Annotated in this window: 27 protein-coding genes and 1 pseudogene; 13 read left to right on the plus strand and 15 right to left on the minus strand. The window is 65.7% G+C overall.

Annotated elements, in window-relative coordinates:
• The first annotated feature begins 2 nt into the window (after positions 1-2).
• Complete coding sequence (locus ACZ899_RS18675; protein WP_203648946.1) at positions 3-668, plus strand: FKBP-type peptidyl-prolyl cis-trans isomerase; 666 nt, start codon at positions 3-5, stop codon at positions 666-668.
• 1 nt (position 669) lies between these two features.
• On the opposite strand, the gene ACZ899_RS18680 is transcribed toward ACZ899_RS18675, so the two are convergent.
• The 7 genes from ACZ899_RS18680 to ACZ899_RS18710 form a co-directional block, all read right to left on the minus strand.
• Complete coding sequence (locus ACZ899_RS18680) at positions 670-1140, minus strand: Rsd/AlgQ family anti-sigma factor (RefSeq protein WP_050703285.1); 471 nt, start codon at positions 1138-1140, stop codon at positions 670-672.
• A gap of 230 nt (positions 1141-1370) precedes the next feature.
• Positions 1371-1868 (minus strand): disulfide bond formation protein B, encoded by a 498-nt coding sequence (locus ACZ899_RS18685; protein ID WP_232854799.1) that lies wholly within the window; start codon positions 1866-1868, stop codon positions 1371-1373.
• Between the two features lie 481 nt (positions 1869-2349).
• Positions 2350-3588, minus strand: coding sequence for a heme biosynthesis protein HemY (locus ACZ899_RS18690; RefSeq protein ID WP_232854798.1), 1239 nt, complete (start codon positions 3586-3588; stop codon positions 2350-2352).
• Positions 3585-4685 (minus strand): uroporphyrinogen-III C-methyltransferase, encoded by a 1101-nt coding sequence (locus ACZ899_RS18695; RefSeq protein WP_232854797.1) that lies wholly within the window; start codon positions 4683-4685, stop codon positions 3585-3587. Before ACZ899_RS18695 ends, ACZ899_RS18690 begins: the two co-directional genes overlap by 4 nt.
• Positions 4686-4731: 46 nt before the next feature.
• Positions 4732-5499 carry a uroporphyrinogen-III synthase gene (locus ACZ899_RS18700; protein WP_234562472.1) on the minus strand — a complete coding sequence of 256 codons (768 nt, stop codon included), beginning with the start codon at positions 5497-5499 and terminating at the stop codon, positions 4732-4734.
• Positions 5496-6437 (minus strand): hydroxymethylbilane synthase, encoded by a 942-nt coding sequence (gene hemC / locus ACZ899_RS18705; protein WP_232854795.1) that lies wholly within the window; start codon positions 6435-6437, stop codon positions 5496-5498. The genes ACZ899_RS18700 and hemC overlap by 4 nt, the downstream gene beginning before the upstream one ends.
• Positions 6438-6637: 200 nt before the next feature.
• Positions 6638-7387 carry a LytR/AlgR family response regulator transcription factor gene (locus tag ACZ899_RS18710; RefSeq protein ID WP_234562473.1) on the minus strand — a complete coding sequence of 250 codons (750 nt, stop codon included), beginning with the start codon at positions 7385-7387 and terminating at the stop codon, positions 6638-6640.
• Positions 7388-7684: 297 nt separating this feature from the next.
• On the opposite strand from ACZ899_RS18710, the gene argH reads away from it, so the two are divergent.
• On the plus strand, positions 7685-9079 hold the full coding sequence (gene argH, locus ACZ899_RS18715; protein ID WP_234562474.1) for an argininosuccinate lyase: 1395 nt from the start codon (positions 7685-7687) through the stop codon (positions 9077-9079).
• Positions 9080-9191: 112 nt separating this feature from the next.
• On the opposite strand, the gene ACZ899_RS18720 is transcribed toward argH, so the two are convergent.
• Positions 9192-9851 (minus strand): glutathione S-transferase, encoded by a 660-nt coding sequence (locus ACZ899_RS18720; RefSeq protein ID WP_234561863.1) that lies wholly within the window; start codon positions 9849-9851, stop codon positions 9192-9194.
• A 146-nt stretch (positions 9852-9997) separates the two neighbouring features.
• On the opposite strand from ACZ899_RS18720, the gene ACZ899_RS18725 reads away from it, so the two are divergent.
• The 3 genes from ACZ899_RS18725 to ACZ899_RS18735 all read left to right on the plus strand — a co-directional run bounded on the left by ACZ899_RS18725 (position 9998) and on the right by ACZ899_RS18735 (position 13613).
• Positions 9998-10297, plus strand: coding sequence for a hypothetical protein (locus tag ACZ899_RS18725; protein WP_203648973.1), 300 nt, complete (start codon positions 9998-10000; stop codon positions 10295-10297).
• A gap of 51 nt (positions 10298-10348) precedes the next feature.
• Positions 10349-10594, plus strand: coding sequence for a TIGR02647 family protein (locus ACZ899_RS18730; protein WP_050703275.1), 246 nt, complete (start codon positions 10349-10351; stop codon positions 10592-10594).
• Positions 10595-10748: 154 nt separating this feature from the next.
• Positions 10749-13613: a class I adenylate cyclase gene (locus ACZ899_RS18735; RefSeq protein WP_234561865.1), complete on the plus strand. Its 2865-nt coding sequence runs from the start codon at positions 10749-10751 to the stop codon at positions 13611-13613.
• A 156-nt stretch (positions 13614-13769) separates the two neighbouring features.
• Here ACZ899_RS18735 and rnk read toward each other — a convergent pair whose 3' ends face one another.
• The 3 genes from rnk to cyaY all read right to left on the minus strand — a co-directional run bounded on the left by rnk (position 13770) and on the right by cyaY (position 14889).
• Complete coding sequence (rnk, locus tag ACZ899_RS18740) at positions 13770-14180, minus strand: nucleoside diphosphate kinase regulator (RefSeq protein WP_234561867.1); 411 nt, start codon at positions 14178-14180, stop codon at positions 13770-13772.
• A 156-nt stretch (positions 14181-14336) separates the two neighbouring features.
• On the minus strand, positions 14337-14555 hold the full coding sequence (locus tag ACZ899_RS18745) for a DUF1289 domain-containing protein (RefSeq protein ID WP_234561869.1): 219 nt from the start codon (positions 14553-14555) through the stop codon (positions 14337-14339).
• Between the two features lies 1 nt (position 14556).
• Entirely contained in the window at positions 14557-14889 is a 333-nt protein-coding gene (cyaY, locus tag ACZ899_RS18750; protein ID WP_028688616.1) for an iron donor protein CyaY, read from the minus strand.
• 207 nt (positions 14890-15096) lie between these two features.
• Between cyaY and lptM the strand changes: the two genes are divergently transcribed.
• The 6 genes from lptM to ACZ899_RS18780 are packed head-to-tail and all read left to right on the plus strand — an operon-like array spanning position 15097 to position 19710.
• The gene (gene lptM / locus ACZ899_RS18755) at positions 15097-15303 is read left to right on the plus strand and encodes an LPS translocon maturation chaperone LptM (protein WP_050703271.1); all 207 of its coding nucleotides are present in this window, start codon (positions 15097-15099) and stop codon (positions 15301-15303) included.
• A 9-nt stretch (positions 15304-15312) separates the two neighbouring features.
• Positions 15313-16560 carry a diaminopimelate decarboxylase gene (lysA, locus tag ACZ899_RS18760; RefSeq protein WP_234561871.1) on the plus strand — a complete coding sequence of 416 codons (1248 nt, stop codon included), beginning with the start codon at positions 15313-15315 and terminating at the stop codon, positions 16558-16560.
• 4 nt (positions 16561-16564) lie between these two features.
• A complete protein-coding gene (dapF, locus tag ACZ899_RS18765) occupies positions 16565-17395 on the plus strand; it encodes a diaminopimelate epimerase (RefSeq protein ID WP_110734086.1) in 831 nt (276 codons plus the stop codon).
• 13 nt (positions 17396-17408) lie between these two features.
• Positions 17409-18119: a DUF484 family protein gene (locus ACZ899_RS18770; protein WP_110734084.1), complete on the plus strand. Its 711-nt coding sequence runs from the start codon at positions 17409-17411 to the stop codon at positions 18117-18119.
• Positions 18119-19018 carry a tyrosine recombinase XerC gene (gene xerC / locus ACZ899_RS18775; protein WP_234561873.1) on the plus strand — a complete coding sequence of 300 codons (900 nt, stop codon included), beginning with the start codon at positions 18119-18121 and terminating at the stop codon, positions 19016-19018. Before ACZ899_RS18770 ends, xerC begins: the two co-directional genes overlap by 1 nt.
• Positions 19015-19710 carry an HAD family hydrolase gene (locus tag ACZ899_RS18780; RefSeq protein ID WP_046853674.1) on the plus strand — a complete coding sequence of 232 codons (696 nt, stop codon included), beginning with the start codon at positions 19015-19017 and terminating at the stop codon, positions 19708-19710. The genes xerC and ACZ899_RS18780 overlap by 4 nt, the downstream gene beginning before the upstream one ends.
• A 199-nt stretch (positions 19711-19909) precedes the next feature.
• Here the strand turns inward: ACZ899_RS18780 and sutA are convergent, their stop codons facing one another.
• The 3 genes from sutA to glnK form a co-directional block, all read right to left on the minus strand.
• Complete coding sequence (gene sutA / locus ACZ899_RS18785) at positions 19910-20239, minus strand: transcriptional regulator SutA (RefSeq protein WP_110734080.1); 330 nt, start codon at positions 20237-20239, stop codon at positions 19910-19912.
• Between the two features lie 431 nt (positions 20240-20670).
• Positions 20671-22005, minus strand: a complete 1335-nt coding sequence (locus tag ACZ899_RS18790) for an ammonium transporter (protein ID WP_234561875.1) — start codon at positions 22003-22005, stop codon at positions 20671-20673.
• Positions 22006-22052: 47 nt separating this feature from the next.
• Positions 22053-22391: a P-II family nitrogen regulator gene (glnK, locus tag ACZ899_RS18795; protein ID WP_002555808.1), complete on the minus strand. Its 339-nt coding sequence runs from the start codon at positions 22389-22391 to the stop codon at positions 22053-22055.
• Positions 22392-22797: 406 nt separating this feature from the next.
• Between glnK and ACZ899_RS18800 the strand changes: the two genes are divergently transcribed.
• Both ACZ899_RS18800 and ACZ899_RS18805 read left to right on the plus strand, forming a co-directional pair.
• Entirely contained in the window at positions 22798-23061 is a 264-nt protein-coding gene (locus ACZ899_RS18800; RefSeq protein ID WP_203648991.1) for an accessory factor UbiK family protein, read from the plus strand.
• A gap of 3 nt (positions 23062-23064) precedes the next feature.
• Positions 23065-23421: a gamma-glutamylcyclotransferase family protein gene (locus tag ACZ899_RS18805; protein ID WP_234561877.1), complete on the plus strand. Its 357-nt coding sequence runs from the start codon at positions 23065-23067 to the stop codon at positions 23419-23421.
• Here the strand turns inward: ACZ899_RS18805 and ACZ899_RS18810 are convergent.
• Positions 23417-23536: pseudogene (locus ACZ899_RS18810) on the minus strand (TOBE domain-containing protein); the annotation flags it as partial. The gene ACZ899_RS18805 and the pseudogene ACZ899_RS18810 sit on opposite strands and share 5 nt — an antisense overlap.
• Positions 23537-23616 lie beyond the last annotated feature (80 nt).

The following is a 23616-nucleotide window of genomic DNA, read 5'->3' on the forward strand; positions in this document are numbered from 1 at the left end:
CCATGCCTCGTTATCTGATTCTGGGCCTGTGCCTGGTGATGCCGCTCTCCCTGGCCAACGCCGAAACCGCTCCCGCCAACGACAGCGACCTGGCCTACAGCCTTGGTGCCAGCCTGGGCGAGCGCCTGCGCCAGGAAGTCCCCGGCCTGCAGCTCGACGCCCTGGTCGAAGGCCTGCGCCAGGCCTACCAGGGCCAGCCGCCACGCATTGCCAAGTCACGCATGCAGGCCATCCTCGAGCAGCACGAGACGCAAGCCAACGCCGCCGCCGAACAGGCCCAGGTGGACAAGCTGGTGGAAGCGGAGAAACGCTTCATTGCCGGCGAGCGGGCCAAGGCCGGGGTACGCGAGCTGCCCGAGGGCATCCTCTACAGCGAACTGGCCAGCGGCAGCGGCGCGCAACCCAAGGCCAGCGGTCGCGTGCAGGTGCGCTATGTGGGGAAACTGCCGGATGGCACGGTGTTCGACCAGAACCTGCAACCGCAATGGTTCAAGCTGGACTCGGTGATCGAGGGCTGGCAGGTGGCACTGCCACGGATGAAGGCGGGGGCGAAATGGCGCCTGGTGATCCCGTCGGCGCAAGCTTATGGCGCCGACGGTGCGGGTGACCTGATCGCACCCTATACCCCACTGGTGTTCGAGATCGAACTGCTGGACGTGGCCAACTGAATCAGGCCTGCAGCGCGTCCTCTTCCTTGTGCGCGGTATGCAGCACTTCGATGAGGCAGTCCTCCAGCTCGAAGCGTTCTCGCAACAGGCCGCCCAGCTTGCCCAGCTTGTCCGCGAAGCGCTCGGGGTCGGTGCACTCGCCCTTCTCGCAATGGTCATTGAAAGCCAGCGCGATCTGGGTGCTGTCATCGATACGCGGGTTGATCTGTGTGGCAAGCTCCAGGGCCTTGGTATCGCCAAAGGCCTTGGCTTCGCTGACCAGCTGCTCGCTGACTTCGAAGTGCCAGGCCGAGACATAGTCGACCAGGAGCGCGCAAAAATCGCGGTTCTTGTCCTTGTCGGCAAAGGCCGGCTTGGCATCGCGCAAGGCGCGGAAGGCATGCACCAACTCCTGGCGCTCCTCCAGCCAACGATCGATCAGCTTGTGAACACCGCCCCAGCGTTCCTGGGCGTTCTGGCAACTATCGAGCATGGCGATCTCTTCCCTTCTGGGTAGATGCCGCTGCACCTCGCGACACAACACCGTGGCACAAAGGTGACGTCAGCAAACGGCATCGAGCAGTTGTATTTTCGGTAAGCGTGCTGGGAGATTATTCCCGTGCGACCTGCCCTTCAAGGTACGCAGCAGACTAAGTTCATACAAGCGTTTAATCCCGCCGTCGGCCACCGCTGGTCGCGCAATCCCAGGTGCATTGCCGTGGATCAACCCGCCGCGTCCTGGCGCAATCGATACAGCACCAGCCACGACAACGGCACCGCCGCCAGCAACAGGAACGCCAGCAGGCTCCATTCCGGCAGGGTCAGGTCGAGGAAGCTCCAGTTGACCGACACGCAGTCCGGGCTGCCCAGCAGGAATGCCTGCAGGATCTCGCTCCACGGGCGTTCGACCACATGCGCCAGGGGCAGGTGGCAACCACTGGCGGGCAGCGGCTCGGCCTGCAGCCAGACATGCCGCCCGGCCAGCAAGGCGCCAGCCAACGCGAACAGCAGCGCCAGCCAGGCAGGCCAGCGGCGGCCGCCAGCGTGGAACATGGCAACCAGGCAGGCCAGCGCAAAACAGCCCAGCATCAGGCGCTGGCTGAAACACAACGCGCAGGGGTCCAGGCCGACCACGTTTTCGAGACGAAACGATGCGACCAGCACCGCCACGGCGGCCAGGAAGGCGGGAAGGAACGAGCTGCGCAAGCAGGCCAGCGACATGGGCAGAAGTGATCCGAAAATGAAGGAAGTGGTGTGAAACGGTAGAGGAAAGGGGCGCTTTGTATCAAGGCGCTACAGTGCAGACAAGTCGCTGAATGGCTAGGGAATCATTTTCGCGGAACGTGGGAATATTCCGACGCGGACGAAGGACGATTCGACGCCCTCTACGCAGAGGGCGTCTTGAGTCATCGCTCATCAGATAATGCAACGCGCCGCTGGCAAAACATCGCACCGGCACAAGCAGGTATGCCCGCGATGCGCGACAGGTCCATCCCTTTCAAGGTCTTTGCGCTTTTTCGGATATGGCCGCTTCAATTCAATATTGCCGGGGCTGCTTTGCAGCCCATTCGCGGCACAAGGCCGCTCCTACAGGATTGCGCGATCACCTGTAGGAGCGGCCTTGTGCCGCGAAAGGGTCGCAAAGCGACCCCGGCGAGTCCAAGTCGAACGCCCCTTCTCAACACCTTGTAAGGGTTGGGTCTCAGGCCCGAACCCCCTCCGGCAGTGGCAACGCCAGCAGGCGCTCATCCAGCAGCCCCAGGCCCTCCTGAAACAGCTGATTGCTGCGCTCGGTCTCGCCGAGCCCGGCCAGCAAGCGTGCCAACTCGGCGCAGGTTTCCGGATTACGCTCCAGGCGCAGACTGCTTTCCAGATAGTCCCGCGCCTTGCCCCACAAGCGATTCTGCAGGCTCAGCCGGCCAAGGGTGAGCAGCAGGCTAGGATCCTGCGGGTGCTCCTTCAGCCAGCCTTCGGCCGTCTGCAGCTGGCGCGCCGGATCGTCGCCGCGAACCAGCCCGTACAGGCGCGCCAGATGGCTTTCGTAGCCGCGCTTGAGCGCGCCGCGAAGCACCTGTTCGGCCTCGCCCTGGGCACCGACCTGACGCAGTTGCTCGGCGTAGGCCGACACCAGTTGCGGTTCCTGGCGCTGGGCGTTGGTCAGTTGCTGCCAGGCGCGCTCGAGCGCCTGGCGTGCCGTCTGCGGATCCTCGCCACGGGCCGCCGCGAGGCCCAGGTTCTGGCCCCAGGCGCGCTGTTCCAGGTCGGCCAGTTCCGCCGCAGGCAGCACCTTGTGCTTGCGCAGGTCCGGCAGCAGGCGGATCAACGCCGGCCAGTCGCCCCTCTCCAGGTGCAGGCGCTGCAACAGGCGCAGCACCTGGGCATTGTGCGGATGACGCTCCTGCATCGCCTGCAGGGCCTCCAGGGCACCCTCGCTCTCGCCCCGGTCCATCTGCAATTGGGCATGGGTCAGGGCGACGGCGAGCTCGGCCTGGGGCTGACGTTCCAGGGCGCGTTCGAGCAGATTGTCGCGTTCTTCGACCCGTCCCTGTTCGTTGGCGGCACGCGCGGCGCCGAGGTAGTAGAGCAGCGGCTGGCGATCGGACTCGGCAGCACGCTGCAAGTGCCGCTGGGCACTCGCCCAGCGCCCCTCGGCCAGGTCCAGCTGGCCTTGCTCGACAGCGATGCGGGTGCGGCGGCTGCGGTTGCGTCGCGACCACGGGTTGACCACCCCGGACGAAGTCAGCACCAGCCCGACCAGGTAACGCACCAGCAACAGCAGCAGGATGATACCGACCAACGCGCCGAGCGCCGCCCACAGTCCCGACTGGTAGCGGAAGCTGCCGTAGGCGATCAGTACGTAGCCACTGTGCTTGGCGATCGCGATGCCCAGCGCCGCGGCGACGACAATCGCCAATACCGCCAGCAGGTAGACACGCTTCATGGCTTGGCCCCTTCGGCGGCAGCCGGCAGGTGGCGACGCTGGATATAGGCCTGCACTGCGGCCAGGCTCTCGCTCAGGTCAGGCGTGACCACCGACACCGGCTGTTCGGCCAGCTGGTTGAGGTTGTCGAGCATCGCCTTGCTTTGCGGGTTGTCCGGGTTGAAGTTGGCCAGCAACACGCTGCGCGCATCGTCCAGGGCCTGGGCATAGACCTTGGCCTCGCCGTTGAGCGCCGCCCACTGCGCCTGCTCGATGGTCAGGCTCAGGGCCAGGCGCAGCTGGTTGAGCGACTGCCCGGACAGCAACGGGCGCACGTTGTCGTCGGCATTGAACTCGATCTGGAAGTACTTGGAGATCTCGGCCCACCACTGCGACCAGCGGCTGGCGCCATCGCCATCGGCGGTCAGCGCGCCCATGGCGTCAGCCTTGCTGTCGAATTCCGGCGACTGGGCACTGAGCTGCTGCACCAGCTCGCGTTGCGCGGCGAGCTTGAGGAACAGCCCGGTGCGATCCGGCTGCTCGGTGCCGGATAGCGTCGCCAGGCTGCGGGCCAACTGTTCGCGGGCGGCGAAGGCACCGGGATCGCTCTGCTCGCGAAGGATCTCATCGGCACCTTCGACCAGCGCCTTGGCGCTGGTGATGTCCTGCAACGCCGACAGGCGCAGGGTGGCCAGGCGCAGCAGGTGCTCGGCCTCGGCCAGGCGCCACTCCTTGCGGCTCTCCCCGAGCACGGTCTCCAGGCGCTGGCTAAGGCGTTGCTGGTCGCCCTGCAGTTGCGCCACCAGGCGCCGGCGGTCTTCCAGCTCACTGGCCGCCGGCAGGCTGCCCAGCTGCGCACTGAGCTGCTGCTCACGCTGCTGCAGCGCGTCGGCGCGCTGATTGAGCGCTTGCAGGTGTTCGCCCTGGTCATGCTCGCTGCCTTGCAGCTGGCGGACCTGCCAGGCGCCCCAGCCGCCAACCGCGACGCCGGCGGCGCCCAGCAGCAGGGCCAGTAGCGCCAAGCCGTTGCCGGAGCGTCGGGCGGGTTTGGCGGTGACGGATTGCGACGCTTCTGGCGCCGAGGGCTGTTCGGTGTTGGACAAGACAGTTTCGCTCACGTATCCATCCTTTGCATGGTGGCGCATCGCTCTCTAGCTTAGCGCCTTAAGAGGCAGGCGCAGCGCTTCGCTGCACGGCTGCCAGCAAGGCCGCGGCGCTGGCGCCACGGCAATCCACAATGTCTTTTGCCCCGAGTGCACGGGCCTGCTCGGCCACCCGGGGGCTGGGCACGAACAGCGGCAAGCGGGAAAACCGCGGCCAATCCGCACCTGCCAATCGATGCAAGTGTTCCAGACCCTGCCCACTGCTGACCACCAGGCCATTGAGGCGTTCCCCATCGATGCGCTGGGCGAGGGTCGTGGCGGGGTAGTGCGGCAGGCAGCGGCGATACAATTCCAGATAATCGACACTAGCACCTTGCTCGGCAAGACGCTCGGCCAGCAGTTCACGACCTCCGACACCGCGAACGATAAGGACGCGGGGTGCCGGCACGGCCATAGCCTCGCGCAGGGCGGGCAGTGCGAGCAAGGCTTCGCTGTCATCGCCGGCCGCCGGAAAGGCCACCTGCAACCGGTGCTCCTGAAGGATCCGCGCCGTCGCCTCGCCCACCGTGAACCAACCGGCGGACGGCGGCGTCACCCCTGTCTCGGCGAGCTGCTCCAACAGCAGGCGGGCCGCCGGCTTGCTGACCACGATGATGGCCCGGGCCTCGCCGATCGCCCGCAGGCGCTGCACCTGCTCAGGGCCTGGAGCAATCGCCTCGATCACCAGCAACGGCAGGCTGGCGCTGGCGATGCCCGCGTCGGCCAGGGTCTGCGCCAGCGCCGCACAGTCCTCTTCAGGCCGGGTCAGCAGCAGGCGCCAGGGGCTCACGGGTGGCCGGCCTCGCCGTAGACTTCCTTGAGGATCGCCTCGGCGCCCTGCCCGAGCAGGTCTTCGGCGACCTGCACGCCCAGGCGCTCGGCATCGGCACGCGGCGCCCGGGCCTCGGCCACCAGCAAGATGCCGCCGGAGGGCTGCCCGACCAGGCCGCGCAGCCACAGCTGCTCGCCTTCGAGCACCGCGTAGCAGGCGATCGGCACCTGGCAGCCGCCATTGAGGCGCTTGTTCAGGGCACGCTCGGCCACCACCCGGTCGGCGGTGTCGGCATGGTGCAACGGCGCCAGCAAGGCATGAATCTCGGCGTCGGCGCTGCGGCATTCGATGCCCACCGCGCCCTGGCCGCCCGCCGGCAGGCTGTCATCGACGCTGATGGAGGCAGTGATGCGGTCCTCGAAGCCGAGGCGGATCAGGCCGGCGGCGGCGAGGATGATGGCGTCGTACTCGCCGGCATCGAGCTTGGCCAGGCGGGTGTTGACGTTGCCGCGCAGGAAGCGGATTTCGAGGTCGGGCCGGCGCGCCAGCAACTGGGCTTGGCGGCGCAGGCTGGAAGTGCCGACGATGCTGCCGGCCGGCAAGGCCTCAAGACTGGCGAAGTTGTTGGAAACGAAGGCGTCGCGCGGGTCTTCACGCTCGCAGATGCAGTACAGGCCCAGGCCCTCGGGGAAGTCCATGGGGACATCCTTCATCGAGTGCACGGCGATATCGGCCTCGTTGTCGAGCAGGGCGGTTTCCAGCTCCTTGACGAACAGGCCCTTGCCGCCGATCTTCGCCAGCGGCGCGTCGAGCAGCTTGTCGCCGCGGCTGACCATTGGCACCAGGGTCACCAGAAGGCCGGGATGCGCCTGTTCCAGGCGGGCTTTGACGTATTCGGCCTGCCACAGGGCCAAGGCACTTTTACGGGTGGCAATGCGGATTTCGCGAGTGGACATGAAACGCACCGATCCAGAGAAATACCGCCGATGATAACAGCTCCTCCGGTTGTGCCCGCAGATTCAGATCAGCAATCACGCTCCCTGCACAGTCGATACTGGTCGCGATTTGCGTGGGAGCGGGCTTGGCCCGCGATTGCGATGGCGGATCTTGCACTGCTATCGCGGGGCAAGCCCGCTCCCACGTTCCCTGAGGCCTTTCAGTGCAGGCTCTGCATCATCTTGCGCACCCCCGCCACATGGCGGCGGCTGACGGTCAGGGCGTCGCCTTCCAGGCCCTTGAGATAGAGCTGGAAATGCCCCAGCGGCGTGCGCTGCAGGCGCTCGATGCGCTCACGGGCGACCAGCGCGTTGCGGTGGATGCGCACGAAACGCTCGCCAAACTCGTCCTCCAGGGCCTTGAGCGGTTCATCGAGCAGTACCTCGCCCGCTTCATGGCGCAGGGTGACGTACTTGTGGTCGGCGATGAAGTAGATGACCTGGGGAATGGGGATCAACTCGATGCCTTTGCGGGTACGGGCACTGATATGGCTGCGCGGGCCGCCACCGGCCTCGCCGGCCGGGCGGGTCAGCGCCGCCAGTTGGGCACGGTTGGGTTTTTCCGCCCGGCGCAGGGCGTCGCGCAGGGCCTGGGGCTGGATGGGCTTCTCGACATGGCTCAGGGTGCTGTCCCTGAAGGCTTCGCTGCCGTATTCATCGTCGCCGGTGCAGAACACCACCGCCGGCGGCGACTCGCGCTCGCACAGCCGGGCGGCGACCTGCAGGCCATCGAGGCCCGGCATGCCGATATCCAGCAGCACCACATCGGGCTTGAGGCTTTCGATCAGGGTCAGGGCCTCCTCGCCGTTGGTGGCGCTGGGCTCCATCACGGTGTAACCCTCCAGCTCGCCAAGCAGCCGGCTCAGGCGCTCGCGGCCCAGGGGTTCATCATCAACGATCAGGACATTCATAATTGCGCTGGATTCCTGAGTGAGTCTCGCACGGGTATAGCGTAGACAAGTGTGGGGCGACCGAAACGCGGTCACGCTACAGACCGGTGCGAAGGCCAAAGATTCACTGGTCTGGCAGATTCACCGCCAGTCCTTTGTCCAACTGTAGACGCTCCGTGGAACACTGCCGTTCAATCGTTGAATATGCCGCACCCCCTTGTAACCGGACGATTCTCGCGACCAGCGCCCTGCGGCGGCGGGCGCAACCCTGCTATGATCGCGACACTTTTTCCGTTCACGCCTTCAACGAGTGAATCCATGAGCACCGACAAGACCAATCAGTCCTGGGGCGGCCGCTTCAGTGAGCCCGTCGACGCCTTCGTCGCCCGCTTCACCGCCTCGGTCGATTTCGACAAGCGCCTGTACCGCCACGACATCATGGGTTCGATCGCCCACGCCACCATGCTGGCGCAGGTCGGCGTCCTCAGCGATGCCGAGCGCGACACCATCATCGATGGCCTGAAGACCATCCAGGGCGAAATCGAGGCCGGCACCTTCGACTGGCGCGTCGACCTCGAAGACGTGCACATGAACATCGAAGCGCGCCTGACCGACCGCATCGGCATCACCGGCAAGAAGCTGCACACCGGCCGCAGCCGCAACGACCAGGTGGCCACCGACATCCGCCTGTGGCTGCGCGACGAGATCGACCTGATCCTGGCCGAGATCACCCGCCTGCAGCAGGGCCTGCTGGAGCAGGCCGAGCGCGAGGCCGAGACCATCATGCCCGGCTTCACCCACCTGCAGACCGCGCAGCCGGTGACCTTCGGCCACCACCTGCTGGCCTGGTTCGAGATGCTCAGCCGCGACTACGAGCGCCTGGTCGACTGCCGCAAGCGCGCCAACCGCATGCCCCTGGGCAGCGCCGCGCTGGCCGGCACCACCTACCCGATCGACCGCGAACTGACCTGCAAGCTGCTGGACTTCGAAGCCGTGGGCGGCAACTCGCTGGACAGCGTCTCGGACCGCGACTTCGCCATCGAATTCTGCTCGGCGGCGAGCATCGCGATGATGCACCTGTCGCGCTTCTCCGAAGAGCTGGTGCTGTGGACCAGCGCCCAGTTCCAGTTCGTCGACCTGCCTGATCGTTTCTGCACCGGCAGCTCGATCATGCCGCAGAAGAAGAACCCGGACGTGCCGGAGCTGGTGCGCGGCAAGAGCGGCCGCGTGTTCGGCGCCCTGACCGGCCTGCTGACCCTGATGAAAGGTCAGCCGCTGGCCTACAACAAGGACAACCAGGAAGACAAAGAGCCGCTGTTCGACGCCGCCGACACCCTGCGCGACTCGCTGCGCGCCTTTGCCGACATGATCCCGGCGATCAAGCCCAAGCACGCGATCATGCGCGAAGCGGCCCTGCGCGGTTTCTCCACCGCCACGGACCTGGCCGACTACCTGGTACGCCGCGGCCTGCCGTTCCGTGACTGCCACGAGATCGTCGGCCACGCCGTGAAGTACGGCGTCGATACCGGCAAGGACCTGGCCGAGATGAGCCTGGACGAGCTGCGCCAGTTCAGCGACCAGATCGAGCAGGACGTGTTTGCCGTGCTGACCCTGGAAGGCTCGGTCAACGCCCGCAACCACATCGGCGGCACCGCGCCGGCCCAGGTGCGCGCGGCAGTGGTTCGCGGCAAGGCCCTGCTGGCTTCGCGCTAAACCACAATCGCGGGGCAAGTCGCATCGGCGCACCGCCGCTCCCACCAGCCTCGCTCAGGCTCGTGGGAGCGGCGGTGCGCCGATGCGACTTGCCCCGCGATCGTTTGTGGCCTCAGCGCTTGCTCTTGATCATTTCGAGGAACGCCGGCATCGCCGCGTCCTTGTCCGCCACGATCCGCGCCATGTGCGGGTTCTCGCGCAGTTTCTCCAGCAACGCGGTCGCCTGCGGGAAATCCGCCAGGAAGTCGATGTTCAGCACCTTCTTGCCCACCGCGCAGGCCAGGTCGACCGAGAAGCAGAACATCAGGTCTGCGATGGTCAGTTGCTCCCCGGCCACGTATGGCTGGAACCGTCCATTGCGCTTGAGGGTGGCGAAGCCTGCCAGCAGGTCCGCCCGCGCCCGCTCCTTGATCAGCGGCTCCACCGCCGCGCCGAAGAACGCCTCGGCGTAGCAGGTACGCGCCGGCAACTCGATATACAGCTCGATCTCCCGCAGCAGCTCGCGGACCTTGGCCTGGCCGAAGGCATCGGCTGGCAGCAGCGCCTTGCCCGGCTGGGTCTGCGCGATGTAGTCGAGGATCACCCCGGTCTCGCTGATGAAACCATGCTCGGTCTGCAGCGCCGGCACCTTGCCACGCGGGCTTTTGGCCAGGGCCTCGGGGGCCTGGCCGCCGAAGAATGGCACCTCTTCGAAGGGCACGCCTTTCTCCAGCAAGGCCAGCTTGACCATGTTGTAGTAGTTGCTGACCGCGAATCCATGAAGCTTGAGCATTGAGACAGCCTCCAAGGCCGTATGGGGTTGGCCCGGCTTTTATAGCCCCCTTCCCCACCCTTGGCCAGCTTCATGCCCGGCGTCGATGACCGGGCATTGCTGGCGCAGGCGTGGCAAACTGTGCCCCCCACCACAGGAGTAACGCCATGAGCGAGCCCACCGACATCGACAATGACGACGAAGACTTCGCCGAGGCGACACTGACCCAGGCCATCGAGAACCAGATCGAAAGCGGCGAGCCGCCGGCGGCCAAGGCCACGTTCAACAAGCTGAGCCTGGTCGGCTACGAGCGCGAGGACATCCTCAACCTCATGGCCCACGTGCTGGCCATCGAGATCGACGCCATGCTCGACGAAGACCGCCCGTTCAACACCGAATGGTATGAAACCGCCCTGCGCGCCCTGCCGGAGCTGCCACCTGAGGCGGATCAAGGCGACATCGAATAAACCTGACTACACTCCTGACTTCCATCCTTGTCTCGAAGTCAGGAGTAGCCCATGCCCTTCAACCCCGAACTGATCGCCGAACTGGAAGTGCTCGCCCAGTTCAACCTGGACAGTCACCAGGAAGGCATCAAGGTTTGTAGCGACGCCTCCCCGGCATTGGTCGCCGCAGCCAAGCGCCTGCACGACAAAGGTCTCACTGACCAACCCGACGGCGGCTACCTCACCAGCCTGGGCACTGATGCCGCTGAAAGTATGCAGTTACTCCTCAGGGTGCTTAAAACTCCGCAGCCTGCCTGAGTTCACCAAGCCCGCCCCCGTGGGAGCGGGCTTGCCCCGCGATGAGCCCTAGAGGATCGCTGTAAAACTGACGTCAAAAAGCCACCAACCCCTTATCCGACCGCCCCACTCAGGCTAAACTCGCCAGTGCTCCCCCTGCCTGCCTGAGTGCGCAATGAACCACCCCCATGAAATCCGCCCCGATCTCGACCAAGGCATCGACCGCAAGGAGCTGTCCAAGCTGCGCGCGCGTTTCCTGAAGATCAACCAGGGCCGCCTGGCACGGGCCATGGAGGGGCTGTCCACGCGCCAGCAGCAGGTCCTCACCCTGTTGCCGCTGTTCTTTCACGTTAATCACCCGCTGCTGCCGGGTTATGTCTCGGGCACCACCCCCGCTGGCGTGTCCGGCTTCGAACCCGACAGCGACCTGCTGGCCGAGGCCCAGCGCCTGACCCGCTCGTTCACCTACAAGCCGCGCCACGGCAAGCCGCCGCAACCGATCCACGGCCTGTTCCTGATGGGCAGCCTGGGCACCCTGGCCCAGGCCGAACAGAGCGACATGGACCTGTGGGTCTGCCATGCACCCGACCTGGACGAGCAGGCCCTGGCCGACCTGCGGCGCAAATGCCAGCTGCTCGAGGCCTGGGCCGCCAGCCAGGGCGCCGAGGCGCACCTGTTCCTGATCGAGCCTCGCGGCTTCGTCCAGGGCGAGCGTGACAGCCAGCTCAGCTCCGACGACTGCGGCACCACCCAGCATTACCTGCTGCTCGACGAGTTCTACCGCACCGCCATCTGGCTGGCCGGACGCACGCCGCTGTGGTGGCTGGTGCCGGTCTACCAGGAGCACAACTACCGCGACTACACCCAGACCCTGCTGTCCAAGCGCTTCATCCGCGCCCAGGACGATCTCGACCTTGGCCACCTGGCGCACATCCCGTCGGGCGAGTTCGTCGGCGCCGGGCTATGGCAGCTGTTCAAGGGCATCGACTCGCCCTACAAGTCGCTGCTCAAGCTGCTGCTCACCGAGGCCTACGCCAGCGAGCACCCGCAGGTGCGCTGCCTGAGCCTGGACTACAAGCAGGCCGTGTTCGCCAACCAGCTGGACCTGGACGAGCTCGACCCCTACGTCATGGTCTACCGGCGCATCGAACGCTACCTGCGCCAGCGCGGCGAATCGGCACGCCTGGAGCTGGCGCGGCGCAGCCTGTACCTGAAGGTGAACAAGAAGCTCAGCGACCTGGGCCGCACCCGCAGCGGCGGCTGGCAGCGCCAGCTGCTCGGGCGCCTGACCGAGGAATGGGGCTGGGACGAGCGCCAGCTGGCGCTGCTCGACAGCCGCAGCCAGTGGAAAGTGCGCCAGGTGGCGGTCGAGCGCCGCGAGCTGGTGGCCGAGCTGAACCACAGCTACCGCTTCCTGACCCAGTTCGCCCGCCTGCAGAACGCCAACAGCCGCGCCGACCAGCGCGACCTCAACGTCCTCGGCCGGCGCCTGTATGCCGCCTTCGAGCGTCGGGCCGGCAAGATCGAGGTGATCAACCCGGGCATCGCCCCGGACCTGGCCGAAGACACCCTCACCCTGGTCCACTCGCCCAACCGCAAGGAGCCCGGCACCCATCACTGGGGCCTGTACAACGGCAACCTGGGCGTGCACGAGTGGGAGCACTTCAGCCCAATCAAGCGCTGCCGCGAGCTGCTCGAACTGCTCACCTGGGCCCATCGCAATGGCGTGATCGACAGCGGCACACGCCTGGCCCTGCACCCTGGCGCCAGCGACCTCAGCGAGTTCGAGCTGTTCAACCTTGTCGGCAGCCTGCAGCAAAGCATCCCCCTGCCATTGGAGACGGTCAGCGAGGTGCGCCTGCTGCAACCGAGCGTGGCCGACGAGATCCTGCTGCTGGTGAATGTCGGGGTCGATCCGCTGCGCCATCACCGCGACCTGAATATCCTGATGACCACCGAGCGCACCGACTCGCTGAGCTACGCCGGGGTGCGCGAGAACCTTGTACTGACCCTCGACCAGATCACCCTCAACAGCTGGAACGAGGTGCTGGTACAGCGCTACGACGGCGAGCATGCGCTGGTGCGCTGCCTGCGCGACTTCCTCAACAGCCTGGGCCAGCGCAGCCACCGCCCGCGGGTGCGGGTGCGCTGCTACTGCCACAACCGCGCCCAGGCCATCAGCCAGCGGGTCGAGGACATCTTCGACACCGTGCAGTTGCTGCTCGACCAGGGCCTGAATCACCGTTACCTGCTGCAGGTCGCCCAGCACACCCACATCCTCGACCTGCAGCCCGGGCAAGTCACCCTGGCCAGCCTCGCCGACCATGATGCGGTGCTGGCGGCTCTCGGCGAAGAGCGCATCCGCTACAGCCCGCTGCACCTGGACGCCCACGCCTTGCAGGACCACGACCTGCCGCTGGTCCTGGGCCAGGGTCGCCCCGGCTGCATCCAGGTGTTCTACCGTCTGCTCGAAGGCTGGGCCGACCTGTACGTGCTCGACGAGCACAACGCGCTCTGGCAACAACGGTTGCCGCTGCAGGACGAGCAGCACCTGCTGCTGCCGCTGCAACGTTTCCTGCAATCGATGCTGATGCGCCGCGATGCCCAACTGCCCCTGGATAGCCTGCCGCTGGCGTCGCTGGACATCCTTTACTACCAGCTGCTGCCTTCAGGCACCGGCAAGGCGCGCAGCCTGGAGCCGCGGCAGACGCCGCTGGACAGCCAGAACCAGGCGCACTACGAGGTCCAGGCGATCCTCCAGGCGGGTACCGGCGACGAGGTGCATGTCACGCTCTACTGCGACCAGCAGGAGTTTTCCGAACTGGAGCACGGCGACCAGCTGTATGCCGTGGTCGCCCGGCAGATCCTGGGCCAGCGCCGCAGCAGCGGCCGTTACCGCTGCTACATCACCGACCTCGACCTGTCCGAGCTGCTGGAAGACGAGCAGGGGTCCACCAGCCTGTACCTGCGCTACAAGCGCGAGCTGGAGCAGGCGCTCAACGATGGGCTGGAACAGCTGCAGGCGCGGCTGGAGCCCTGATTTTCTCTGCCTTCACCGATCCCTCTATAGGAGCGGCCTCGTGCCGCGAAAGGGCCGCGAAGCGGCCCCGGCACTATATGACCTGGCACAGCAGGTGGGGCCGCTACGCAGCCCATTCGCGGCACAAGGCCGCTCCTACAGGGCATTTACGCAGCATCAGAGATCGAAATCCCCTGCCGCCTCCGGCTGGTACTCGACCGCCAGCAGCTCCAGCCTGAGGGTCTTGCCGCCTGGCGCCGGCCAGTCGATCTGGTCGCCCACCGACAACCCCAACAAGGCACAGCCGATTGGCGCGAGGATCGAGACATTGCCCTCGGGGCCGGCATCCTTCGGGTACACCAGGGTCAGGTGATAGTCCTTGCCACTGGCGATCTCGCGGCAGTGCACGCGCGAGTTCATGGTCACCACGCCGGCCGGTACTTCCTCGTGACCCACCACATTCTCGGCACGGTCCAGCTCGTCCTGCAGGGCGAGCACACCCGGGGTGCTTTCATCGAGGTCGTCGAGCAGGCGCTCAAGACGCTGCACGTCCAAGCGGGTGAGGATGAGGGAAGGCTTGGTGCTCATGATCCAGTCAGACTCCTTTGAACAGGCAATTTTCAACAGGCAGATAAAGCAAAACCCCGCCCAAGGGCGGGGTTTGCGAAATGCTGTGGCGTCATCGACGCAGACCCTGACACTACCACAGCGGGGCAAATACTCAAGCCCACACCTTCGTTGTGCCTATGCCGATGCCCGCGATTTCAGGGCCAGCGCCTCACGACAGATCTGCCGGCGCCGCTCGTCATCGGCCGAGCGCCACTCGCGGATATGCTCGACGTGGCGGTGGCAGCCGGTGCAGACCTTGTGCTCATCCAGCCGACATATGCTGATACAAGGTGACGGCACCGCCGGGCTCACGTTGCTGTAGAGCGGCTTGGGTGGCCGGGGCAGGTCGCTCATCTCAGATCTCGTCGAAGTCCAGCTTCTCGCCGGCGCGCTCCCAGACGATGCGCTCGAGCATCTCGCCCAGCAGCTCTTCGCTCTTCTCGCAGACCCACTTGCCGCTCTCTTCGTCGTAGTCGAAGTGGAAGCCGCCGGATTTGTCCGCCAGCCACAGCTGGCGCAGCGGCTCCTGGCGGCTGAAGATCAGCTGGCTGCCGTTGTCGAACTTGACGGTGAGAACGCCGGCGGAGTTCTCCATGTCCAGGTCCATGCCGCTTTCATCGAACAGGTCTTCCAGGGCCTGTTGGGTCGCATCGACCAGGTCGTGGAAACGCGCTTCGCTCAAACTCATTGCAGGGACCTCGAAAAATGGCTGTACACACGCAAGCCGGGCACGATAAGGGCGAACGCCTCAAGCTACAAGCTAATCGCTGTAAGAAAAAGCCGCATGTCCTTCGGTCGCCCACGCCCGCCGAGCGGGGGCGACCCTCGCATAGGCAATCAGGTGGGCGCTCGGTATACTCGGCCGCAATACTGCATATTTCCAAGGATTTCACCCATGAAACGCCTGATTTCCTCCCTCGCGGCGCTGGTCGCGGTTGCCTGCCTCGTTTCGGCCTGCGGTCAGAAAGGCCCCCTGTACCTGCCTGAAGACGGCAAGGACGGCAAAGGCCCGCGCAAATCGCACCAGCATGCCAAGCCTGTCCAGCCGCAACCGGTGCTGGTGCAGCCGCAAGAGCAGCCAGAAGAGTCGCCCGCGCAGTAAGGAAATCCCATGGACGCATTCAACTACCGCGGCGGCGAGCTGTTCGCGGAAGGGGTGGCCCTGACGGCGATCGCCGAACGCTTCGGCACGCCCACCTATGTGTACTCGCGCGCCCATATCGAGGCCCAGTACCGCAGCTACACCGACGCCCTGCAAGGGGTCGAGCACCTGGTCTGCTTCGCGGTCAAGGCCAACTCCAACCTGGGCGTGCTGAACCTGCTGGCGCGCCTCGGCGCGGGCTTCGACATCGTTTCCGGCGGTGAGCTGGAGCGCGTCCTGGCTGCCGGCGGGCGCGCCGATCGCGTGGTGTTCTCCGGGGTCGGCAAGACCCGTGAAGACATGCGCCGCGCCCTGGAAGTGGGCGTGCACTGCTTCAACGTCGAGTCCACCGACGAGCTCGAGCGCCTCCAGGTCGTTGCCGCCGAAATGGGCAAGACGGCCCCGGTTTCGCTACGTGTGAATCCGGACGTCGACGCCGGCACCCATCCGTACATTTCCACCGGCCTCAAAGAGAACAAGTTCGGCATCGCCATCGCCGACGCCGAGGCGATCTACGTGCGCGCCGCGCAGCTGCCCAACCTGGATGTGGTCGGCGTCGACTGCCACATCGGCTCGCAGCTGACCAGCGTCGAGCCCTTCCTCGACGCCCTCGACCGCCTGCTGGTGCTGGTCGATCGCCTGGCCGAGTGCGGCATCCACTTGCGCCACCTGGACCTCGGTGGTGGTGTCGGCGTGCGCTATCGCGACGAACAGCCACCGCTGCTGGCCGACTACATCGCTGCCATTCGCGAGCGCGTCGGCGAACGTGACCTGGCCCTGGTGTTCGAGCCGGGCCGTTACATCGTCGCCAACGGCGGCGTGCTGCTGACCCGCGTGGAATACCTCAAGCACACCGAGCACAAGGACTTCGCCATCATTGACGCGGCCATGAACGACCTGATCCGTCCTGCCCTGTACCAGGCCTGGATGGACGTCAGCGCGGTCAAGCCCCGTGACGGCGAAGGCCGCGCCTACGACCTGGTCGGCCCGATCTGCGAGACCGGCGACTTCCTGGGCAAGGACCGCGTAATGGACCTGGCCGAGGGCGACCTCCTGGCCGTCCGCTCCGCAGGCGCCTATGGTTTCGTCATGAGCTCCAACTACAACACCCGTGGCCGTTGCGCCGAAGTGCTGGTCGATGGTGACCAGGCCTTCGAAGTGCGCCGCCGTGAAACCATTGCCGAACTGTTCGCCGGCGAAAGCCTGCTGCCGGAGTGAACCCATGTTGCTGCGTTTTACCAAGATGCACGGGCTGGGCAACGACTTCATGGTCCTCGACCTGGTCAGCCAGCACGCACACATCCAACCCAAGCACGCCAAGCAATGGGGCGATCGCAATACCGGTATCGGCTTCGACCAGCTACTGATCGTCGAGGCGCCGAACAATCCGGAAGTGGACTTCCGCTACCGGATCTTCAATGCCGACGGCTCCGAAGTCGAGCAGTGCGGCAACGGCGCGCGCTGCTTCGCCCGCTTCGTGCTGGACAAGCGCCTGACCGCCAAGAAGCGCATTCGCGTCGAGACCAAGGGCGGCATCATCGAGCTCGATGTGCGCAACGACGGCCAGATCTGCGTCGACATGGGCCCGCCGCGCTTCGTGCCGGCCGATATCCCGTTCATTGCCGACGAGCAGGCCAGCAGCTACGCGCTGGAAGTCGATGGCCAGGTGCACCAGATAGCCGCCGTGTCCATGGGCAACCCGCATTCGGTACTGCGCGTCGACGACGTGCGCAGTGCGCCGGTTCATGAGCTGGGGCCGAAGATCGAGCATCACCCGCGCTTCCCGCAGCGGGTCAATGCTGGCTTCATCCAGGTGGTCGACCGCCACCGCGCCAACCTGCGGGTATGGGAGCGTGGCGCCGGCGAGACCCAGGCCTGCGGTACCGGCGCCTGCGCCGCGGCCGTGGCGGCGATCAGCCAGGGCTGGATGGACTCGCCGGTGACCATCGACCTGCCGGGTGGCCGTCTGAGCATCGAGTGGGCCGGCCCTGGCAAACCGGTGCTGATGACCGGCCCTGCAGTCCGCGTGTTCGAAGGACAAGTTCGTCTCTAAGCGAGTATCCGCCATGACCGATCAGCCTAACGTTGCATCCCCGCAGGCCAGTGAGCTCGATGCCGAAGCGGTGGTCGCCTACCTGCGCGCCCACCCGACCTTCTTCGCCGAGCACGACGAACTGCTGCTCGAACAGCGCATCCCCCACCAGCGCGGCGATAGCGTGTCGCTGGTGGAGCGCCAGCTCAAGCTGCTGCGCGACCGCAACATCGAGATGCGCCATCGCCTGTCGCAGCTGATGGACGTGGCCCGCGACAACGACCGGCTGTTCGACAAGACCCGCCGGCTGATCCTCGATCTGCTCGACGCCGGCACCCTCGAAGAGGTGGTGATGGCGGTCGAGGACAGCCTGCGCCAGGAATTCCAGGTGCCCTTCGTCAGCCTGATCCTGTTCGGCGAGAACGCCGCGCCGGTGGGCCGCTGGGTCTCCGGTGCCGAGGCGCAACAGGCCATTGGCGGCCTGATCGGCGGCGGCAAGACCATCAGCGGCAGCCTGCGCGAGCATGAGCTGGCCTTCCTGTTCGGCGATGCCCAGCACAAGGAAGTCGGCTCCAGCGCCGTGGCCACCCTCGAGTACCAGGGCCTGCACGGCGTGCTGGCGATCGGCAGCCGCGACCCGCAGCACTACAAGAGCAGCGTCGGCACCCTGTTCCTCAGCTACATCGCCGAGGTGCTTGGCCGCGTGGTGCCGCGCTTCACCCAGACGCTGCGCTCGGTGCGCTGATGGAACGCCAGCTGGAGGCTTATTGCGCTCACCTGCGCAACGAGCGCCAGGTGTCCGAGCACACCCTGCTGGCCTACCGTCGCGACCTCGAGAAAGTCATCGAATTCTGCAACACCCAGGGCATCGCCGGCTGGGGCGCCCTGCAGGTCCAGCAGCTACGCCAGCTGGTCGCCCGCCAGCACCACCATGGCCAGTCCTCGCGCAGCCTGGCGCGCCTGCTTTCGGCGGTGCGCGGCCTGTACCGCTTCCTCAACCGCGAAGGCGATTGCCAGCACGACCCGGCCAACGGCCTAGCGCCGCCCAAGGGTGAGCGGCGCCTGCCCAAGGTGCTGGACACCGACCGCGCCCTGCAACTGCTCGATGGCGGCGTCGACGACGAATTCATCGCCCGTCGCGACCAGGCGATCCTCGAACTGTTCTACTCGTCCGGCCTGCGTCTGTCGGAGCTGACCGGGCTCGACCTCGAACACCTGGACCTGGCCGCCGGGCTGGTGCAGGTGCACGGCAAGGGCGGCAAGAGCCGCGTGCTGCCGGTGGGCCGCAAGGCCCGCGAAGCGATGCAGGCGTGGCTCAAGCTGCGCGGCATTGCCGGCCCGCGGGACGGCGCGGTGTTCCTCAGCCGCCAGGGCAAGCGCCTCGGCCCCCGCGCCATCCAGCTGCGGGTCAAGGCCGCCGGCGAGCGCGAGCTCGGCCAGCACCTGCACCCGCACATGCTTCGCCATTCCTTCGCCAGCCACCTGCTGGAATCGTCCCAGGATCTGCGCGCGGTGCAGGAGATGCTCGGTCATGCCGACATCAGCACCACGCAGATCTATACCCACCTGGACTTCCAGCACCTGGCCGCGGTGTACGACAGCGCCCACCCTCGGGCCAAACGCAGCAAGGACACGGACTCATGAGCATCAAGCTGATCACCTTCGACCTGGACGACACCCTCTGGGACACCGCGCCGGTCATCGCCAGCGCCGAAGTCGTCCTGCGCGACTGGCTCGAAGCCAACGCGCCGATCCTCGGCGGCGTGCCGGTGGAGCACCTGTTCGCCATCCGCGAGCGCCTGGTGCAGGCCGAACCGGGCCTCAAGCACCGCATCAGCGCCCTGCGCCGACGGGTGCTGTTCCACGCCCTGGAAGAGGTCGGCTACAGCGAGAAGCACGCCCAGGAGCTGGCCAACGAAGGTTTTGAAGTGTTCCTGCATGCCCGGCACCAGGTCGAGGTGTTCCCCGAGGTGCAGCCGGTGCTGGAGATCCTGCGCCACCACTACACCCTCGGCGTGGTCACCAATGGCAATGCCGACGTGCGCCGCCTGGGGCTGGCGGACTACTTCCGCTTCGCCCTGTGCGCCGAGGACCTGGGCATCGGCAAACCGGACCCGGCACCGTTCCTTGAAGCGCTGAAGCGCGGCGAGGTGGACGCGGGGGCGGCGGTGCACGTCGGCGACCACCCGGGCGACGACATCGCTGGCGCCCAGCGCGCCGGGTTGCGGGCGGTGTGGTTCAACCCGCAACACAAGCCCTGGAGCGGCGAGCAGGCGCCGGATGCCGAGATCCAGCGGCTGTCGCAGTTGCCCGATGTGCTCGCGCGCTGGCGCTGAGCCGGCTTCGCTATCCCTGTAGGAGCGGCCTTGTGCCGCGAAAGGGCTGCGCAGCGGCCCCAGGATTTTAGTATCGACAACGACCCTGGGGCCGCTTTACGACCCTTTCGCGGCACAAGGCCGCTCCTACAGAGACCGTGCCAACCTGACAGGCACAAAAAAGCCCGCAGCGACGGCGGGCTTTTTTGCGTTCAGCCACTCAGATAGGGCGGCTGCCGTACTTGTTGTCCGGCTTCTTGGGCGGATCGGCGACCACGTTGGCCTCCACTTCCTGCACCTTGCCACCGCGCGACAGGAACTCTTCCATCGCCTTGGCCAGCGCATCGCGCTCTTTCTGCTTGGCTTCCATGCTCGGCATCTCGTCTACCGAGACCGCCGCCTTGGACTTGCCCTTGGCCGCCGGAGCCGGGCTGCTGTCGTCGTCGCCGGAGTCTTCCGCGCCGTCGTCAGCCGCTGCCTCAAGGCCTTCATCAGCCTCGTCTTCGTCGCCTACCTCGAGGTCGTCATTTTCCAGATCGTCGTCGCTCATGTTCTACCTCATGACTTGCGAAAAGCAGGTTAGTTATAGACCGGTGCAGCCGTAGACCGGCAGCCACCAGTGAAAATTCAACTGGCCGTGGATTGGCCACTGCCCTGGGTGTCCACCCCCTCATGGGGGGTCCGGCACCCTGCAGGCCCTGCTCCTGGCAAGGCCTGACAAAATTTTTTGAGCCCTTGCTGGCCACAGGCTATTGGCAAGCCTAGCAAAGGGTAGCGAAGTGTGTGGACTACTCGTCCAGCTTCCTTCGGCGCGCATTCTAGCGCGCTCGCAGAAAAAGCAAAGCACCAGAAACACCCGATGGCTTGTAAGTTTTAACCCCAGGTCGCGATCAGCGCAGGGAAACCGTTTGCCCCAGGCCAAACGGTAAATTACAGGCAAAAAAATGCCCGGCGAACCGGGCAAGTTTTCCAGCATCGCGGTTACAGGTTGTAGCCGCGCTCGTTGTGTTGAGCCAGGTCGAGGCCGACCGACTCTTCTTCTTCGCTGACCCGCAGGCCCATCACCAGGTCGAGGACCTTGAGGATCACGTAGGTGACAATGGCGGTGTAGACCACGGTGAAGATCACACCCTTGGCCTGGATCCAGAACTGCGCGGCGATGTCGGTGACCGCGCCGAAACCGCCCAGGGCAGGCGCCGCGCACACACCGGTGAGCAGGGCGCCGATGATCCCGCCGATGCCGTGTACGCCGAAGGCGTCCAGGGAGTCGTCATAGCCCAGCTTGCGCTTGAGGCTGGTGGCGCAGAAGTAGCAGACCACGCCGGACACCAGGCCGATCACCAGCGCGCCCATCGGGCCGACGGTGCCGGCGGCCGGGGTGATGGCGACCAGGCCGGCGACCACGCCCGAGGCGATGCCCAGGGCGCTTGGCTTGCCGTGGAAGATCCACTCGGCGAACATCCAGCCCAGGGCGGCGGCGGCGGTGGCGATCTGGGTCACCAGCATGGCCATGCCGGCGGTGCCGTTGGCGGCAGCGGCGGAACCTGCGTTGAAGCCGAACCAGCCGATCCACAGCATGGCCGCGCCCATCAGGGTGTAGCCCAGGTTGTGCGGGGCCATCGGCGTGGTCGGGTAACCCTTGCGCTTGCCCAGCACCAGGCAGCAGACCAGGCCGGCGATACCGGCGTTGATGTGCACCACGGTGCCGCCGGCGAAGTCCAGCACGCCCCAGTCCCACATCAGCGCGCCGTCACCGCTCCAGACCATGTGCGCGATCGGCGCATAGACCAGGGTGAACCACACGCCCATGAAGATCAGCATCGCCGAGAACTTCATGCGTTCGGCGAAGGCGCCGACGATCAGCGCCGGGGTGATGATGGCGAAGGTCATCTGGAAGGTGATGAACACCGCCTCGGGGAACAGGGCGGTGGCCGAGGTCAGGCCCGACGGCGTGACGCCGTTGAGGAAGGCCTTGGAGAAGCCACCGATGAAGGAATTGAAGTTGAGCACGCCCTTTTCCATACCCGCGGTATCGAAAGCCAGGCTGTAGCCGTAGATGACCCAGAGGATGCTGATCAGCCCGGTGATGGCGAAACACTGCATCATCACCGACAGCACGTTCTTCGAGCGCACCATGCCGCCGTAGAACAGGGCCAGGCCCGGGATGGTCATGAACAGGACCAGTGCCGTCGAGGTGAGCATCCAGGCGGTGTCGCCGGAGTTCAGCACGGGGGCGGCAGTTTCCTCGGCCAGGGCCAGCCCTGGCATTACGAGGGACAATAGGGCTCCTAGCCCTGCGATCTTGCGCAGAGTCATGTTGTTTTCTCCTGGGGCGTTGGGTTTGGTGAGGCTTTGCTTGGCGCTTAGATCGCGTCGGTATCGGTTTCGCCGGTACGGATGCGGATCGCCTGCTCCAGATTGACCACGAAGATCTTGCCGTCGCCGATCTTGCCGGTGTTGGCCGCCTTGGTGATGGCTTCGATCACCCGATCGAGGTCCTTGTCGTCGATGGCGACATCGATCTTCACCTTGGGCAGGAAATCGACCACATATTCAGCGCCGCGATACAGCTCGGTGTGACCCTTCTGCCGGCCGAAGCCTTTGACTTCGGTCACGGTGATGCCCTGCACGCCGATTTCCGACAGCGACTCGCGCACGTCGTCCAGCTTGAACGGCTTGATGATGGCAGTGACTAGCTTCATGAAACTCTCTCCCGATTTGGTGGACTTGCCCCAGGAAAACAAACCCGTCTCAAGTCTAAGCGCAGCGCCTGGCTTTGTAACGCGTCGTCGGCTCCATCCTCCCCGCCGACGCACGATCCGGCTGTGACGAAGAACCTTCCGGCTCCGCCTGCGCACTGCCTGGTCACAAGGGACTGCATCAGTGCATGGCTCGCTCAGGTCATTGCAGAAACCTTGCCAGTTGGCGCAAGTCACGGGAAAACAGGTAGTTGCGTGAACCGGTAGGGATTGGCCAATCGCCAGCAGGGAAAAAGCGCACAAAATCGGTGCGCGACCTTTGGCCGCCCTGCGCGAAAAGCGTGCAGCGCAAGTGGCCCGGGGGCCCGTGCTACACTGCTGCCCTTTCAGTGATCAGCGGATACCAGACATGCTCGCGCCCAAAGCCTTCCTCGATGCCCTGAGCGACCAGGCATCGCGCCTGTTCAGCGGTGACACCGCCGCGCCCCGCGCCGAACTGGAAAGCCAGTTCAAGGTGCTGATGCAGGGCGCCTTCAGCAAGCTCGACCTGGTCAGCCGCGAAGAGTTCGACAGCCAGATGGTAGTGCTGGCCCGCACCCGCGCCCGCCTCGAAGCCCTCGAGCAGCAATTCGCCGAGCTGGAAGCACGGATCGCCCCGCCTACTCAGGAATAAGTCATGCAACCGTCCAGCGATTACCCGGTGCTGCTGTTCTCCTACGGCACCTTGCAGGACAAGGCCGTGCAACTGGCCAACTTCGGCCGTGAACTGACCGGCCAGGCCGACCGCATGCCGGGCTATCGCCAGGACTGGGTGCAGATCACCGACCCGCAAGTGCTGGCCACCAGTGGCAAGAGCCACCACCCCATCGTCTCCCCCAGCGAGCGGGCCGAAGACAGCGTCGCCGGCATGGTCTTCCAGATCAGCGAACAAGAGCTGGCCGCTGCCGATCGCTATGAAGTAGCGGACTACAAGCGTATCGCCGTCGGCCTCGCCTCGGGGCTGACCGCCTGGGTTTATGTACGCGCCTGGTGACCACCGCCACCAGCTTCTCGTCGCCGGCCAGGGTCAGCTCGACCTCGGCATTCACCGCCCCCGGCTTGATGTCGCTGACGCTACCTTCGAAGACATTGCGTGCACTGACTTTCATGGGGAAGCACTCCGTGTGATCATTCACCACGCCCGCGCGCACCCTGTGGGAGCGGCTTCAGCCGCGAAGCAAGCGACGCG

This window comes from Pseudomonas sp. TE31087, from assembly GCF_057284075.1.

What these genes read in the sequence shown, in the direction of transcription:
- ACZ899_RS18675 (WP_203648946.1), top strand. Translation starts at nt 3, where the DNA reads ATGCCTCGTTATCTGATTCTGGGCCTGTGCCTGGTGATGCCGCTCTCC.
- ACZ899_RS18680 (WP_050703285.1), bottom strand. Translation starts at nt 1,140, where the DNA reads ATGCTCGATAGTTGCCAGAACGCCCAGGAACGCTGGGGCGGTGTTCAC.
- ACZ899_RS18685 (WP_232854799.1), bottom strand. Translation starts at nt 1,868, where the DNA reads ATGTCGCTGGCCTGCTTGCGCAGCTCGTTCCTTCCCGCCTTCCTGGCC.
- ACZ899_RS18690 (WP_232854798.1), bottom strand. Translation starts at nt 3,588, where the DNA reads ATGAAGCGTGTCTACCTGCTGGCGGTATTGGCGATTGTCGTCGCCGCG.
- hemC (WP_232854795.1), bottom strand. Translation starts at nt 6,437, where the DNA reads ATGTCCACTCGCGAAATCCGCATTGCCACCCGTAAAAGTGCCTTGGCC.
- ACZ899_RS18710 (WP_234562473.1), bottom strand. Translation starts at nt 7,387, where the DNA reads ATGAATGTCCTGATCGTTGATGATGAACCCCTGGGCCGCGAGCGCCTG.
- argH (WP_234562474.1), top strand. Translation starts at nt 7,685, where the DNA reads ATGAGCACCGACAAGACCAATCAGTCCTGGGGCGGCCGCTTCAGTGAG.
- ACZ899_RS18720 (WP_234561863.1), bottom strand. Translation starts at nt 9,851, where the DNA reads ATGCTCAAGCTTCATGGATTCGCGGTCAGCAACTACTACAACATGGTC.
- ACZ899_RS18725 (WP_203648973.1), top strand. Translation starts at nt 9,998, where the DNA reads ATGAGCGAGCCCACCGACATCGACAATGACGACGAAGACTTCGCCGAG.
- ACZ899_RS18730 (WP_050703275.1), top strand. Translation starts at nt 10,349, where the DNA reads ATGCCCTTCAACCCCGAACTGATCGCCGAACTGGAAGTGCTCGCCCAG.
- ACZ899_RS18735 (WP_234561865.1), top strand. Translation starts at nt 10,749, where the DNA reads ATGAACCACCCCCATGAAATCCGCCCCGATCTCGACCAAGGCATCGAC.
- rnk (WP_234561867.1), bottom strand. Translation starts at nt 14,180, where the DNA reads ATGAGCACCAAGCCTTCCCTCATCCTCACCCGCTTGGACGTGCAGCGT.
- ACZ899_RS18745 (WP_234561869.1), bottom strand. Translation starts at nt 14,555, where the DNA reads ATGAGCGACCTGCCCCGGCCACCCAAGCCGCTCTACAGCAACGTGAGC.
- cyaY (WP_028688616.1), bottom strand. Translation starts at nt 14,889, where the DNA reads ATGAGTTTGAGCGAAGCGCGTTTCCACGACCTGGTCGATGCGACCCAA.
- lptM (WP_050703271.1), top strand. Translation starts at nt 15,097, where the DNA reads ATGAAACGCCTGATTTCCTCCCTCGCGGCGCTGGTCGCGGTTGCCTGC.
- lysA (WP_234561871.1), top strand. Translation starts at nt 15,313, where the DNA reads ATGGACGCATTCAACTACCGCGGCGGCGAGCTGTTCGCGGAAGGGGTG.
- dapF (WP_110734086.1), top strand. Translation starts at nt 16,565, where the DNA reads ATGTTGCTGCGTTTTACCAAGATGCACGGGCTGGGCAACGACTTCATG.
- ACZ899_RS18770 (WP_110734084.1), top strand. Translation starts at nt 17,409, where the DNA reads ATGACCGATCAGCCTAACGTTGCATCCCCGCAGGCCAGTGAGCTCGAT.
- xerC (WP_234561873.1), top strand. Translation starts at nt 18,119, where the DNA reads ATGGAACGCCAGCTGGAGGCTTATTGCGCTCACCTGCGCAACGAGCGC.
- ACZ899_RS18780 (WP_046853674.1), top strand. Translation starts at nt 19,015, where the DNA reads ATGAGCATCAAGCTGATCACCTTCGACCTGGACGACACCCTCTGGGAC.
- sutA (WP_110734080.1), bottom strand. Translation starts at nt 20,239, where the DNA reads ATGAGCGACGACGATCTGGAAAATGACGACCTCGAGGTAGGCGACGAA.
- ACZ899_RS18790 (WP_234561875.1), bottom strand. Translation starts at nt 22,005, where the DNA reads ATGACTCTGCGCAAGATCGCAGGGCTAGGAGCCCTATTGTCCCTCGTA.
- glnK (WP_002555808.1), bottom strand. Translation starts at nt 22,391, where the DNA reads ATGAAGCTAGTCACTGCCATCATCAAGCCGTTCAAGCTGGACGACGTG.
- ACZ899_RS18800 (WP_203648991.1), top strand. Translation starts at nt 22,798, where the DNA reads ATGCTCGCGCCCAAAGCCTTCCTCGATGCCCTGAGCGACCAGGCATCG.
- ACZ899_RS18805 (WP_234561877.1), top strand. Translation starts at nt 23,065, where the DNA reads ATGCAACCGTCCAGCGATTACCCGGTGCTGCTGTTCTCCTACGGCACC.